The sequence below is a fragment of the Streptomyces sp. NPDC086080 genome (assembly GCF_044540255.1).
In the GTDB taxonomy this organism is placed as follows: Bacteria; Actinomycetota; Actinomycetes; order Streptomycetales; family Streptomycetaceae; genus Streptomyces.
The window spans coordinates 39,384-52,024 of the sequence record NZ_JBITRU010000034.1; the positions used below are offsets into that span (position 1 = coordinate 39,384).

The 12,641-nt window shown below is 67.0% G+C and carries 12 protein-coding genes and 2 pseudogenes; 9 read left to right on the forward strand and 5 right to left on the reverse strand.

From position 1 onward, the window contains the following. Positions 1–170 precede the first annotated feature (170 nt). From ACIF9R_RS31095 to ACIF9R_RS31105, 3 genes are all read left to right on the forward strand, one after another. Positions 171–446, forward strand: a complete 276-nt coding sequence (locus ACIF9R_RS31095) for a hypothetical protein (protein WP_399985739.1) — start codon at positions 171–173, stop codon at positions 444–446. Next, the gene (locus tag ACIF9R_RS31100) at positions 433–2,076 is read left to right on the forward strand and encodes an ATP-binding protein (RefSeq protein WP_399985740.1); all 1,644 of its coding nucleotides are present in this window, start codon (positions 433–435) and stop codon (positions 2,074–2,076) included. The genes ACIF9R_RS31095 and ACIF9R_RS31100 overlap by 14 nt, the downstream gene beginning before the upstream one ends. Positions 2,077–2,458: 382 nt before the next feature. Further along, complete coding sequence (locus ACIF9R_RS31105) at positions 2,459–3,373, forward strand: phosphotransferase enzyme family protein (RefSeq protein ID WP_399985741.1); 915 nt, start codon at positions 2,459–2,461, stop codon at positions 3,371–3,373. 3 nt (positions 3,374–3,376) lie between these two features. Here ACIF9R_RS31105 and ACIF9R_RS31110 read toward each other — a convergent pair. After that, positions 3,377–4,749: pseudogene (locus tag ACIF9R_RS31110) on the reverse strand (sporulation protein). Between the two features lie 209 nt (positions 4,750–4,958). On the opposite strand from ACIF9R_RS31110, the gene ACIF9R_RS31115 reads away from it, so the two are divergent. Both ACIF9R_RS31115 and ACIF9R_RS31120 read left to right on the forward strand, forming a co-directional pair. Beyond that, positions 4,959–5,516 carry an ATP-binding protein gene (locus tag ACIF9R_RS31115; RefSeq protein WP_399985742.1) on the forward strand — a complete coding sequence of 186 codons (558 nt, stop codon included), beginning with the start codon at positions 4,959–4,961 and terminating at the stop codon, positions 5,514–5,516. Positions 5,517–5,838: 322 nt separating this feature from the next. Next, positions 5,839–6,138 (forward strand): hypothetical protein, encoded by a 300-nt coding sequence (locus ACIF9R_RS31120; RefSeq protein WP_399985743.1) that lies wholly within the window; start codon positions 5,839–5,841, stop codon positions 6,136–6,138. A 410-nt stretch (positions 6,139–6,548) separates the two neighbouring features. Here ACIF9R_RS31120 and ACIF9R_RS31125 read toward each other — a convergent pair. Further along, positions 6,549–6,731: pseudogene (locus ACIF9R_RS31125) on the reverse strand (GntR family transcriptional regulator); the annotation flags it as partial. 119 nt (positions 6,732–6,850) lie between these two features. Between ACIF9R_RS31125 and ACIF9R_RS31130 the strand changes: the two are divergent. Together ACIF9R_RS31130 and lnt are read left to right on the forward strand one after the other, a co-directional pair. Further along, a complete protein-coding gene (locus ACIF9R_RS31130) occupies positions 6,851–7,339 on the forward strand; it encodes a nuclear transport factor 2 family protein (RefSeq protein WP_399985744.1) in 489 nt (162 codons plus the stop codon). 69 nt (positions 7,340–7,408) lie between these two features. Next, positions 7,409–8,974: an apolipoprotein N-acyltransferase gene (lnt, locus tag ACIF9R_RS31135; RefSeq protein ID WP_399985745.1), complete on the forward strand. Its 1,566-nt coding sequence runs from the start codon at positions 7,409–7,411 to the stop codon at positions 8,972–8,974. Here lnt and ACIF9R_RS31140 read toward each other — a convergent pair. Next, the gene (locus ACIF9R_RS31140) at positions 8,898–9,803 is read right to left on the reverse strand and encodes a Gfo/Idh/MocA family protein (protein WP_399985784.1); all 906 of its coding nucleotides are present in this window, start codon (positions 9,801–9,803) and stop codon (positions 8,898–8,900) included. The genes lnt and ACIF9R_RS31140 overlap by 77 nt on opposite strands. Positions 9,804–10,050: 247 nt before the next feature. Here ACIF9R_RS31140 and ACIF9R_RS31145 point away from each other — a divergent pair, with 247 nt between their 5' ends. Both ACIF9R_RS31145 and ACIF9R_RS31150 read left to right on the forward strand, forming a co-directional pair. Continuing rightward, a complete protein-coding gene (locus tag ACIF9R_RS31145; protein WP_399985746.1) occupies positions 10,051–10,563 on the forward strand; it encodes a DinB family protein in 513 nt (170 codons plus the stop codon). A gap of 112 nt (positions 10,564–10,675) precedes the next feature. Further along, entirely contained in the window at positions 10,676–11,164 is a 489-nt protein-coding gene (locus ACIF9R_RS31150; RefSeq protein ID WP_399985747.1) for a hypothetical protein, read from the forward strand. Positions 11,165–11,261: 97 nt separating this feature from the next. Here the strand turns inward: ACIF9R_RS31150 and ACIF9R_RS31155 are convergent, their stop codons facing one another. Continuing rightward, positions 11,262–11,777 carry a hypothetical protein gene (locus ACIF9R_RS31155; protein ID WP_399985748.1) on the reverse strand — a complete coding sequence of 172 codons (516 nt, stop codon included), beginning with the start codon at positions 11,775–11,777 and terminating at the stop codon, positions 11,262–11,264. Between the two features lie 140 nt (positions 11,778–11,917). Next, positions 11,918–12,601, reverse strand: a complete 684-nt coding sequence (gene ung, locus ACIF9R_RS31160; protein ID WP_399985749.1) for a uracil-DNA glycosylase — start codon at positions 12,599–12,601, stop codon at positions 11,918–11,920. Between the last annotated feature and the right edge of the window lie 40 nt (positions 12,602–12,641).

The following is a 12,641-nucleotide window of genomic DNA, read 5'->3' on the forward strand; positions in this document are numbered from 1 at the left end:
AACGACTTATCATCGTTGAATGCGACGATCAGACTCACCCGCTGGACCTAGTCGACGTCGCGGGATGTCTCCAGCGTCGATACTTCGCCGGCGAGTCGCCGGCACCATATGTATGTTTCCGCGGCCCAATTGGATTGATCTCGATTAAGTATGCTCTTTGGCAGCAAAGAGTGCACTTCCATGATGGGTTTGACTACGGTGGTGCAGAGTTTAACATCCAAAGCCTTGTTTCCCCGCGCCTTCCTGGCCACGGAATCAAGCTGGTCGATTCCGCAATTCTGGAGCAACTGGTCGGCCATGTGAAAATGAACGAAGTGCATGACTTCTACCTCACTGAACCAACGGGGAATCCATTCCGTGATGCCAGGGTGCGGCATGTGATCGTCCAGTCACCTTCTGATCTGCGTGAAGTCTTCAAGAGTGGGGGTAGCGGTGTCAAGCGCTGAGGTTGTAGGGGTTTACCCCGACCGCATCAAAATCGCTGTCACTGATATCAAGGAGCTTTCCGAGGGAGATCCTCTCAAGGTCGGCTCTTATTTGCGAGTATTTGACAGTGCCGATTGTTCCATCATTGCCATCATTGAAAACTTCTCGATCGAACTAAAGCCCGTTGCTTCAGGGAATGGATCGGGCCCTTCGGAGTACCAGCGGGTGTACATTCTGGAAGCTTCACCTCTCGGATTCCTCGACACAGACGGCAACTTCGAGCGGGGTGGAGGAAGCATCGCTATCCCTCCTAAATCGGTTGAAGTAGCGACGCGCAGCGAGGTCCAAAAGGTATATGACACCGTTCCGGATGAAAAGAAATTCCTGTTTGCTCGGCTAGCGCACGAGCGTCACGTGGATGTCCCGGTTGACGGGGACAAGTTCTTTAACCGGCACCTCGCGATTGTTGGTTCCACTGGATCTGGAAAGTCGCATGCGATGGCCAGGATCATCCAAACCGCAACTGGCATGAGAGATTCCCAGCATGGGGACTACCAGCTCAACAATACACATATTGTAATTTTCGACATTCACTGTGAATATCAAACCGCTTTTCCCGATGCGAACTTTCTAAATGTTCATCAGCTCACACTACCCTTCTGGTTGCTGGATTCCGAAGAACTACAGGATCTTTTGATCGAGAGTAGTGAGGAGCAGTCGCATAACCAAGTCGCCGTCTTAAAGCGCGCCGTAACCGACAGTCGGCGAGCACATTTCGATGGCGAAGAGAAGCTGAGGGAGCGCATCCACTACGATTCGCCTCTTCGGTTTGATTTCGAGGACGTATTGACGGCAGTCCGCGACAAGAACGAGGAGATGATCGACGGGGCCCGTGGCCCGAAGCAGGGGCAATTGCACGGGAAGCTGGATAATTTTCTCACTCGCCTGGAGAATCGCTTCAACGACCGCAGGCTTGATTTCTTGATGGGACAGCGAGCGAAAGAAACAACTCTTGAGGAGACTCTGAGACAGTTCACTGGTTACACAACTGACTCCACATCCAATGTCACCGTGATCGACCTCAGTGGCGTCCCGTTTGAGGTCTTGAGTATCACCGTTTCACTCATTTCTCGACTTCTCTTCGACTATGCATATTACTACAAGAAGACGCATCCCGAAATGCGAACGGATACCCCGCTTTTGGTGGTGTACGAGGAGGCGCATAAATACGTCCCGAAGGGTGGACCGGCGAAATATAACGCAGCCCGTAAGGCGATTGAGCGGATCGCTAAAGAGGGCCGCAAGTACGGCATCACGGCCGCAATTGTCAGCCAAAGGCCGTCAGAGATCTCCGAGACAATCTTCTCCCAATGCAGTAATTTCCTTGCAATGCGGTTGACGAACCCTGAGGATCAGAACTATGTGAAGCGACTAATTCCTGACTCTCTCGGGCCGTTAACGCAGTCGCTTCCTATGCTTTCCTCAGGTGAGGCGCTGCTCATCGGAGACGCCGCTGTAATGCCTTCACTCGTACGCTTGGAGGAAGCGCTGCCGGTGCCTTCTTCAAGCGATGTGCGGTACCTTCAGGAATGGGTACGCCCCTGGCATGATGTACTGTTTCCGCCGATCGTTGCTGATTGGGAGCACTAACCTCGACACAGCCAAGAGGAAGTCCTCTATGGGGTAGTCGAAGGTCACTAACCAGAAGGAGTTACAGCAGTGAGCGGAAGATTTCCGGAAGTCGATTGGTTTTGCGACCGGTGCCACGAGCACCTGAATAATCAGTCCGGCTTCGATGACAGCAAATACACCTGGAAGTGCACAGACTGCGGCCACAAGAACAGCATTTCGAAAGACAATATATACGAATCCCATGAGGACTTCCTCGGATCTGAATAACCGATAGCTCAGGTCACTCTCGTACACGCGGCTTGTCCCGGGTACGGTCGTGGTCGTGTCTGGCGTGCGTCGGGTTGGTCACCCGTGGGCGTGCGCTAGTTGATGGCGCGCGACTAGGGGAGCTGGTACGGGCATGTCGGTTGACGCTGCTCGATCGGAAGAGGGGTTCACGTCGGAGAGGGCTGCGCGGGTGATGAGTGCCGCGTGCCGGGTGGCGAGGCTGGATAACGAGGAGGCTGAGCTGATCCGATTCGGGGAGAACGCTCTGTTTCGTCTGGCATCGGTGCCTGTGGTCGTGCGGGTGGCTCGGGGTGAGGAGTGGCTGTCCAAGGCGCGTACCGAGGTGGCCGTGTCGCGGTGGTTGGCGGGTGAGGGCTTCCCCGGGGCACGCATCCTCGACGATCTGGAACAGCCGCTCTTGGTCGACGGTCACCCGGTGACCTTCTGGCATCTCATCCGTGAGGGTGACCGCAAGGCGACGTATGGGGAGTTGGGCGGCATCCTTCGGGATCTGCACTCGATGACGTTGCCGGCCGGGGTGGAGTTCCCCTCGTTCGATCCCTTCGGTAAGCAAGAGCTGCGGATCGGTCGGGCGCCGATTCCGGAGGATGACCGGGTCTTCCTGCGGAAGCGCTGGCGTGAGTTGCGTGATCAGTTCGAAGAGCTGAGCTTCGAGACTCCCAAGGGGCCTGTCCATGGTGATGCTCACGTACAGAACCTCATGGTGGACGATCAAGGACAGGTCATCCTGATCGACTTTGAGGCGTTCTGCTTCGACCACCCGGAGTGGGATCTGATGGTCACTGCCACGGAGCATCACAGTCTTGGGTGGCAGACCGACGAGCAGTACGCCGACTTCGTGCGGGCGTACGGACGAGACCTGTACGACTGGCCCGGCTACGACACGCTGCGTCGGCTCCAGGAGTTCGGCATGACGACGTGGCTCATGCAGAACGTACGGGAGGACGAGAGGACGGCTGCTGAGTACCGCCGACGCATCGCGGCCTTGCGCAACGATGACGCGCCTCGGGACTGGCGGCCGTGGTAGTCACTACTCGTCGTCGTCCAGACGGGCGAGTGCCTCGCTCACCTTCTCGTTGAACGCGACTACGGCGGGGTGGGCCGCGTGTGTGCTCACCTCGGCCTGGAAGTCGGTCACGTAGCGCTGGAAGCGGGAGGACTGGAGGGAGTCCCCACCGTCTACTGCGAGACTCGCGGTGGTGACCGCGGCTTTCAAGTCGCCGTTTATGAGCTGGCTCTGGGCGAGCACCATGCGGCAGAAACCCAGGGTACGGGCGTATGCCGGGTCGGTGCTGTCGACGGCGCGCTGTGCCTGCGCGACTGCTTCCCGGCGCATCCGCAGATCGCGGAAGCAGTGGCAGAACTCGCCCGTGAGTTCCGCCTCGTCGAAGTAGCTCAGCCATGCCGGGTCGTCGGCGCTGTCGGCGTGCTCGAAGTGGCGTTCCGCCTCGTTCATGGCGCAGGCCGCGCCGGCCTTCTCGCCTGCGTTGGAGAGGGCGCGGGCTTCCATGGCCCAATAGTTGGACATGGCGCGTGGGGTGGCTCGACCTTTGGCTCCCTCGACGGCGGCGCGGGCGAGCTGGATGGCTTGGGCGTGGTTGCCGAGGTAGTTCGCCTGGTGGCTGAGGTTGCCGAGGATTCGGGCGCCGAACATGCGGTCGTCGATGACTTGGGTCAGACGGAGTGTGGACGACAGGTAGCGGTGGGCGAGTCGGTGGTTCCCGGTGTCGTACGCGGTCCACGCCAGGAGCTGGGAGACCTCTGCGGCGGCGCCGAATATGGCGGTGCCCACCTTCTCGCTGTAACTGGCGTCCAGCAGGGGCAGGACTTCGTGGCGGAAGTAGTGGCGTAACGCCTTGTGGCCGTGGCCCCCGCCGTACTTGAAGTCGAGTTGCATGAACATGCCTGCGGCGTCCCTGATCGCGCGTACGTCGCGCATGCCGACCCGTTGGCGTCCGGCACGGTCGGCTTGAATGCCGTCGGGGCGCGCGATCATCCATGAGAGGACTGCGGAGCTGAGGTCACCGTCCGCAACGATCAGCCGGTCGTCGACGGGGGTCCCGACGTTCTCTTCTGCAAGGCTGCCCAGCGTGGAGAGCACTTCGGGAACGGTGCTCGGGTAGCCGACTGGCTGTGGGCGGCGGGCTGCGCGTGGTCGAAGAACCCGAGATTGCCGGGCGTGATACGGCGGCCGAGTTTGGCGCTCAGTACGTCCGCCATGATCGCCGCTGTCTGGGGCTGGATGCCTGCGCCGTCTCGCCATCGCTGCACGGATACGTGCGTGGTTCCAAGGTTGATACCGCGTGCGGTGGCGGTGTCCTTCATGCGCTTCGCAAGGCCCTTGTTCGAGACCTTGGCCTGTTCCATGACGGCGATCAACTGCGCGTTCGGCTCTCGGCTCATGCTCCCCTGCCAACCCGAGAATGACGGCGAGTGTTCATCGTGTCACAGCAGTATCAGCCTTGGGGGTTCATTGATGAACCCCCTTTGCCTTTGCCGGTGTTCACGTGAACCCCCTGGTGAACGCTCCCGGTGACGCCTGCTTCGCCGTGTACTGGCGTGTGTGCAGCAAGCGGTGCCACGAGGGCCCCGGGGTCTCGGAAGGGGAAGTGATGGATGCGGGGAAGACCGAACGGTTGGCGGGTGAACTGGACGCGTATGCGCACTGGTTCGCGACGCCGGAGCCGTACTCGGACGGGCACTTCCTGTCGTTGACGCTGTTCGCCGAGTTCAGTGACACGGCGCGTGTCGCGCGCTACATGACGGCCGTGTTCCTCCGGGGTGCGGGCGCCGGTGAGGTTGTGGATGATGCTCGGCTGGTTGTCTCGGAACTGGTCGGCAATGTGGTGAACCACGCCGTACCGGACCGGCATCTGTCCACCCCCGGTGGCTGTCGGCGCATCGACCTGATCTTCAAGCTGTGGCCGAAGTGGCTGTTCGTCGGTGTCGCCGACGAGGACTCGACTCCTCCGCTGCTTCCGGTGGGAGAGGTGTTCTCCTCGGGACTGCTCGGAGAGTTGCCTGAAGCGGTGCTGCCCGACAGCGGTCGGGGGCTGCTCATTGCTCAGCGCCTGGCGGCGGCGGTCTGGTGGACGCCGGAGGAGCGCGGCGGGAAGACGGTCTGGGCCCGCTTTGATCTGAACGGCGAAGCGAAGCCAGTACCGCACTGATGATCTCCGGGCCGCTGCCCTGGTTTCGCTCCTTCGCGATCGGGAGCGGGCGGCGGCCCGGTAACCGGCCGGAACTTGACCCCTCCGGCCAGGGCGCGGCTCCTCCGGACTTCCGAGAGCTCCCCTCCCGGCCGGAGGGCCGCGCCTGACAACCACAAACCGAGACCGGGCCACCCCATCAGCCCTGGAAAGCGAAGGGTGGCCCGGCTGGGAACACGGCGGTCCCCGGTGCCTGATGGTACCGGGGCCGCCGTGCTGCGTGCTTGCCCCGGTCCCAACAGAAGTGACGTCTCGTTACCTGGATCGGACAGAGGTGGGCAAGGTGACTGGCTCGGGTGAGAGCTGGCTCAGCGATGGTCTTGATGATGTCGCAGGGGAGGACTACGGCCTGTGGGTGCCGGGAGTCGACTATGTATCGGGCTGGCGCACGGCGCGTGAGGCTGCCGACCGGTTGAACCGTGCGCTTCTCGGGGTGGGCTTCGAGCTGTCCGCCGTGCGGGCGGTCGCCTCGACGGACGGGGATGGGCGCGGGGTCGTGCGGTTGGCGGGCCGGCCGGAAGCTGCTGAGCTGCTCGCCGGGCTCCTGGAAGGGCTCGCAGACGGTAGCAGTGGTGCGGCATGAGGGGCCTTCTCGCCGGTGAGCGGCGCGCGTGGGCACGTCGCCTGCCGGAGAGACTTTGGGCGGTAGCTGCCATGGGGCGAGTGAACAGGGGGCCCTACGCTCGCCCGGCGAATCGGGCAGGCACTGGTGCTGCCCGCGTATGTGCCCGATGGGCCCCCTGTTCTTCGAGGCTCGCCCCATGGGAGCTGCCTAAAGTCTCGGAGGCCGGCGACCCCCGGCCGACTACGCCCCGGCCCACGATTGCTCGTCGACGCCTCGGTTCCTTGGGCGGGCTGCGGTGTGGGGCGCTCGGCGATCGGACGGGACCGGCGGCCACGCCGCACGCCCGGCCGGGGCGGCCGGGCGGCCCGGCGCGCCGTAGGCGCGCCCTTGAGGAAGTGAAGGCGGTTTCGACCGATGCTCCTCGTCCCTCATGCTTTGCGGCGTCGGGCGGGCTGCTTGTCGGCGGTGATCCGGTAGGCAAACTCGGCACGGTCCGCACTGACCCGCAGTTCTTCGAGGATCAGCGGGCGGTCGTCGGTGCCGTGCGTGACGCGGGACAGGTGCAGGATCGGGGTCGCGTCCGGGAGCTGGAGGGCGGCGCGCTCGTCGGGGCGCTGATCGGCCGGCTGTCTGTTCACGGGCTACAGGCTCGGCCGCGGCACGGTCGCACGCCAGTGAATATCGGCGCACGCCTCTTGGCGTCGCCCGTTCCATGGCCAACACTGAGCCGATGACCCAGCGTGTGGAGCTCGCGACCGTGAGGGACCGGCTGGCCCTGGACGGGCTCGTCACCGAGTACGCGATCGCCGTGGAGGACGGTGACTGGGAGGCGTTCCGAGGGCTGTTCACGGCGGAGGGGCGGGCGGACTACCGCTCGGCCGGCGGTATCGAGGGGAGTGCCGGGGCGGTGGCCGGGTGGCTCGCGGAGAGCTTCGCCATGTATCCCGTACAGCAGCATCTGATCGTCAACCGGCGGGTGCGGTTCGGGATCCTGGAGCAGGACCGCGGCGACACGGCCCAGGTGCGGGCCGACTATATGAACCCCATGGTCGGCACCGGCCCGGAGGGCGTGTCCGCCGCGCCGGACCTCCTGTGCGGCGGAAGGTACGCGTTCTCGATGGTGCGCACCGACGACGGCTGGCGGCTGAGTGAGGTCGTCGTACGGGAGAAATGGCGCCGTGTTCCCGACCGGCGGGCGGCGGCCCCTGTGATCAACTGATCCGGCGTGAACTGTTCCGGATCACGTCCGGGACGCACACTGGAGGCACCACGGGGTAGGGAGGCGCCTATGAAGACGCTCGGCGACTGGCTCGCCTCCCCCTGGCGCCGCTCGACCGCCGCCGCGGTCGCGGGCGCCCTGCCCGTCCTGGCGTTTCCCGCCCCGTCCCTGTGGTGGTTCGCCTACGTCGCCCTGGTCCCATGGATTCTGCTGGCCCGGACCGCGCCGGCGGGAAGACGGGCGGCCTTCGACGGCTGGTGGGGCGGGTTCGGCTTCATGCTGGCCATGCATCACTGGCTGCTGCCGAACCTGCATGTGTTCACGTTCGTCATCGCCGCCCTGCTGGGCGCGCTGTGGGCGCCGTGGGGATGGCTGGTGCGGCGGCTGCTGGGCGGGGTGCCGTCCCGGGGGCGGGTCGCGGCCGCGCTCCTCGTGGTGCCGTCGGGGTGGCTGGCCATCGAGCTGATCCGTTCCTGGCAGGGACTCGGCGGCCCCTGGGGGGTGCTCGGCGCGAGCCAGTGGGACGTGCCGGCCGCGCTGCGGCTGGCGTCGGTGGGCGGGGTGTGGCTGCCGAGCTTCCTGGTGGTGGCGCTCAACGTCGCCCTGGCCGTGCTGGTCGCGATCCGGCAGGCCCGGCTGCCCGCCTTGGCCGGGCTGGTCGCCACGGCCGCCGTCACCTCCGCCGCCTGGGTCTGGGCACCACGCCCGGACACCGGCGACCGGGTCCGGATCGCACTCGTGCAGCCGGGCGTCGTCGCCGGCCGGGACAGCGCCGACCGGCGTTTCGACCGCGAGGAGCAGCTCACGCGCGACCTGGCCGGGCAGGACGTCGGCCTGGTCGTCTGGGGCGAGAGCAGTGTCGGCTTCGACCTCGGGGACCGGCCCGACCTCGGGCGGCGGCTGACCGCGCTGTCCCGCGAGACGGGGGCCCCGATCCTGGTCAACGTGGACGCCCGGCGTTCGGACAAACCCGGCATCTACAAGAGCTCGGTGCTGATCGGCCCGGAAGGTCCGACCGGAGACCGGTACGACAAGATGCGGCTGGTTCCGTTCGGCGAGTACATCCCGGCGCGCTCCCTGCTGGGCTGGGTGACCTCCGTCGGCAAGGCGGCCGGTGAGGACCGCAGGCGGGGCTCCGAGCAGGTGGTGATGGACGCGGGGGGCGGGCTGCGGATCGGTCCGATGGTGTGTTTCGAGTCGGCGTTCCCCGACATGAGCAGGCATCTCGCCCAGGACGGCGCCGATGTGCTGCTCGCCCAGTCCTCCACGTCGACGTTCCAGCAGAGCTGGGCGCCCGAGCAGCACGCCTCGCTCGCCGCGCTGCGCGCCGCCGAGACCGGCCGCCCGATGGTGCACGCGACCCTGACGGGCGTCTCCGCCGTGTACGGGCCGGACGGCGGGCGGGTCGGCCGGTGGCTCGGCACGGACACCGTGGCCGCGCAGGTGTACGAGGTGCCGCTGGCGTCCGGCACCACGCTCTACGTGCGCTTCGGCGACTGGCCGCCGTACGCGGCGCTGCTGATCCTCGCGGCGTGGGGTGTCACCGAAACGGTGCGTCTCAGGCGGAGCGCTCGTGGATCGCTCGTACCACCCGTTCGCACAGCTCATGGGTCATCAGCGCGTCCCGGGCACTGAGGACCTTGCCCGCCCGCACGGCGTCCAGGAAGGCGAGCACCGCCTGCTCGATGCCGCGCTGGCGCGCCACCGGCACCCAGTCCCCGCGCCGCCGTACGGTCGGCTGCCCCTTGTGGTCGATCACCTCCGCGAGATTGACGACCTGACGCTTGGTGTCCTGCCCGGAGACCTCCAGGATCTCCTCGGCCGAACCGCTGAGGCGGTTCATCACGCCGAGCGCGGTGAAGCCGTCCCCGGCGAGCTGGAGCACCACGTGCTGCAGCAGCCCGCCGTCGGTGCGGGCGCGCACGGTCACGTCGTCGACCTGGCCGGGCACGAGGAAGCGCAGGGTGTCCACGACGTGGATGAAGTCGTCGAGGATCATCGTGCGCGGGTCCTCCGGCAGCCCGACGCGGTTCTTCTGCATCAGGATCAGCTCGCGCGGGTGGTCGGCACACTGCGCGTAGCCGGGGGCGAAGCGGCGGTTGAAGCCGACGGCGAGGCTGGTGCCCCGCTCCTCGGCAAGGGTCACCAGCCGCTCGGAGTCGGCGAGTTCGTAGGCGAGCGGTTTGTCGACGTACGTCGGTACGCCCGCCTCGAGGAGCCGGGTCACGATCTGCGGGTGGACCTCCGTCGGCGCGTGCACGAAGGCCGCGTCGAGGTTCCGGGCGAGCAGTGAGCCGAGATCCGGGTGGCGCCGGTCCGCCGGGAGGTGGAGGCCGTCGGCGACCCGGTCGAGGGTCGCGGGGGTGCGGGTCTGCACGTGCAGTTCGACTCCGGGCAGTCCGGCCAGCACCGGGAGATAGGCCTTCTGCGCGATGTCACCGAGTCCGATGCAGCCGACCTTCACGCGGTGTTCCCCTCTAGCCATTGCTCGCCGTCGTCCGCTGCGAGCATACGGCCTCGCCGGCTCCCGGCTCCGCTCGAGCAGGCGGGCGGACAGAGGGACGGCCCGGTGTTCTCCCCGCATGGCGGTTCCCTCGGTACGCGCGGGACGAGCCTCGCCGAGGTGCGCTCCGACCGGCGGGAACTCCCACCGGTCCGCTCCGTGTGAAAAGCCCTGGTGGAGTGGATCAGTGCCGGGCAAGGATGACGGCATGGCGACCGAGCGCAGTGAACCTGCCACCGACGCGGACGAGCGGACCATGCTGGAGGGCTGGCTGGACTACCACCGCAGCACCCTCGCCCATAAGTGCGAGGGGTTGACCGACGAGCAGGTGCGTATCGCTTCGGTGCCGCCCTCGAAGCTGTCCCTGATGGGCCTGGTGCGGCACATGTCGGAGGTGGAGCGCGGCTGGTTCCGCAGGGTGCTCGCGGACGAGGACGCGGGGCCCCTCTACTACAGCGAGGCCGACCCGGACGGCGAGTTCCATCTGTCCGAGGGCGACACCTGGCAGCAGGCGTACACCACCTGGCAGGCCGAGATCGCCGCCGCTCGGCGCAGCGCGGCCGGCTTCGCCCTGGACGATCCGTCCCGGGGCCGCCACCGCTTCAGCGACGATCCGTACACCCTGCGCTGGATCTACACCCACCTGATCGAGGAGTACGCTCGGCACAACGGCCACGCCGATCTGATCCGCGAGCGGATCGACGGCGCCACCGGCGACTGACGTCACCCGCCACACCGACGGGGCCTCCGTACGGGGCGGGACATCACTCGTGCGGGGCATGCTGTGCCTGTCCGCCCCCTCCGGGGCGGCCGGAGCCAGCAGAGTGGCACGGGTGCATCGAACGACGACCACAGCAACGCTTCTGGTGACCGTGGCGGTCCTGGCCCTCCCGGGCTGTGTGACGGTCCAGCGTCCCCTCGCACCCGGCCCGGCGACGACGTCCCCGGGGTTCGGGCCACGCCCGGTAGGGGGGAACGAGACGCAGATCGTGCAGGCACCGGCGAGTGAGGCGCTGGAGATGGTCGGCACGCCCCGGTCCCCGAAGACGCCCGCGTCTCCGTCGCACCGCGCCGCCCCCACGACCGCACCGGACCGGGACACGCCCGCCGACGGACGGAACGGGCAGACGCGTGCCCCCCGCCCCGAGCCGGACAACCCGGTTCCCACGCGGCACCCGTCGGTGGAACTCCCCGACGCGGCGGCGTCGATGCGCCCCGGAACCGGCGGCCAGGCGGACCTCTGCGCCCTGGGCAGGGAGTACGGCGGCTGGCCCGCGGACAGTCCGCAGGCGGCCATCTGCCAGGACACCTACGGCCGCTGAGGAGACCCCGGCGGCACCGGCGAACGGCACGACACGGGTGCGGCCTGCGGCCGCCGCTGCCCGGCAGCACAGGTGCCGGACGGTCCGCCCAGGTGTCCTAGGAATGCTGTCCCGGCGGTACCCGGCCGCCGGGCGTACCGTCCTCGTCCAGCCGGATCTCCAGCCGCCGGATGGCGGCCCGGACGCTCTCGCCGTACCGGTCGCCGGTGAGGGCGCGGGCCGCGCCCCGGGCCCGGCGGAGGTGGCTGCGGGCGGCGTCGGGCCGGCCGAGGCGGGCATAGTCGGCGGCGAGATTCAGATGCAGCGACGGGTAGAGGGAGCGCACCGCGAGGGACCCCTCATCAGCGCCGGCCAGGTGGTCCGGGACCTCCTCCGCCGCCGTCAGGGCCCGCAGGTCCCAGGCCAGTTCGTCCCCGGGGTCGTCCTGGGTGTCGGCCAGGTAGTGCGCGAGGGTGCAGCGGTGCAGCGGGTCGCCGTGCTCGCCGATCTCCGCCCACAGACCGAGGAAGCGGTGGCGCGCCTCCTCACGGTCCCCCGCGTGGTGCAGCATCACGCCCTGACCGATCCGCGTCAGTACGGCGTCCGGCGCCGCCTGCTCCCGTCGCTCCGCCACCACGTCCTCCGCACCGCTCGCCGGCTGTCGCCACCGACGCTAACCGCCGGCAGGGGTCATACCGGACAGGGCGCTCCGCAGACGTGGGGGCGGGCCGGGTGCGGGGTCCGGCGAAGCGGTCCGCACCCGGCGGGCCGACGTCAGCCCAGGGACGGGACGGACCAGTCGATCGGCTCGTGGCCCTGCGCGGCCACCGCCTCGTTGATCTGGGTGAACGGACGGGAGCCGAAGAACTTCTTCGCCGACAGCGGCGAGGGGTGCGCCCCCTTGACCACCACGTGCCGGCTCTCGTCGATCAGCGGCAGCTTCTTCTGAGCGTAGTTCCCCCACAGCACGAAGACCGCCGGGTCGGGGCGGCCGGCGACCGCGCGGATGACCGCGTCGGTGAACTTCTCCCAGCCCCGCCCCTTGTGCGAGTTGGCCTCACCGGCGCGCACCGTGAGCACCGCGTTGAGCAGCAGCACGCCCTGCTCGGCCCACGGCATCAGATAACCGTTGTCCGGCACGGGCGTGCCCAGCTCGGCGTGCATCTCCTTGTAGATGTTCCGCAGCGACGGCGGGACCTTGACACCCGGCCGGACCGAGAAGCACAGGCCGTGCCCCTGGCCCTCGCCGTGGTAGGGGTCCTGGCCGAGGACCAGGACCTTCACCTTGTCGTACGGCGTGGCGTCGAGCGCGGCGAAGACCTCCTCGCGGGGCGGATAGACGGGACCCTTCGCCCGCTCCTCCTCGACGAACTCGGTCAGCTCCTTGAAGTAGGGCTGCTGCAGTTCGTCGCCCAGAACCCCGCGCCAGGACTCGGGCAGCATGGCGATGTCGGTCACGTCAATGTCCTTACGTCTGCGGTCACTTCCAGGTCACGAA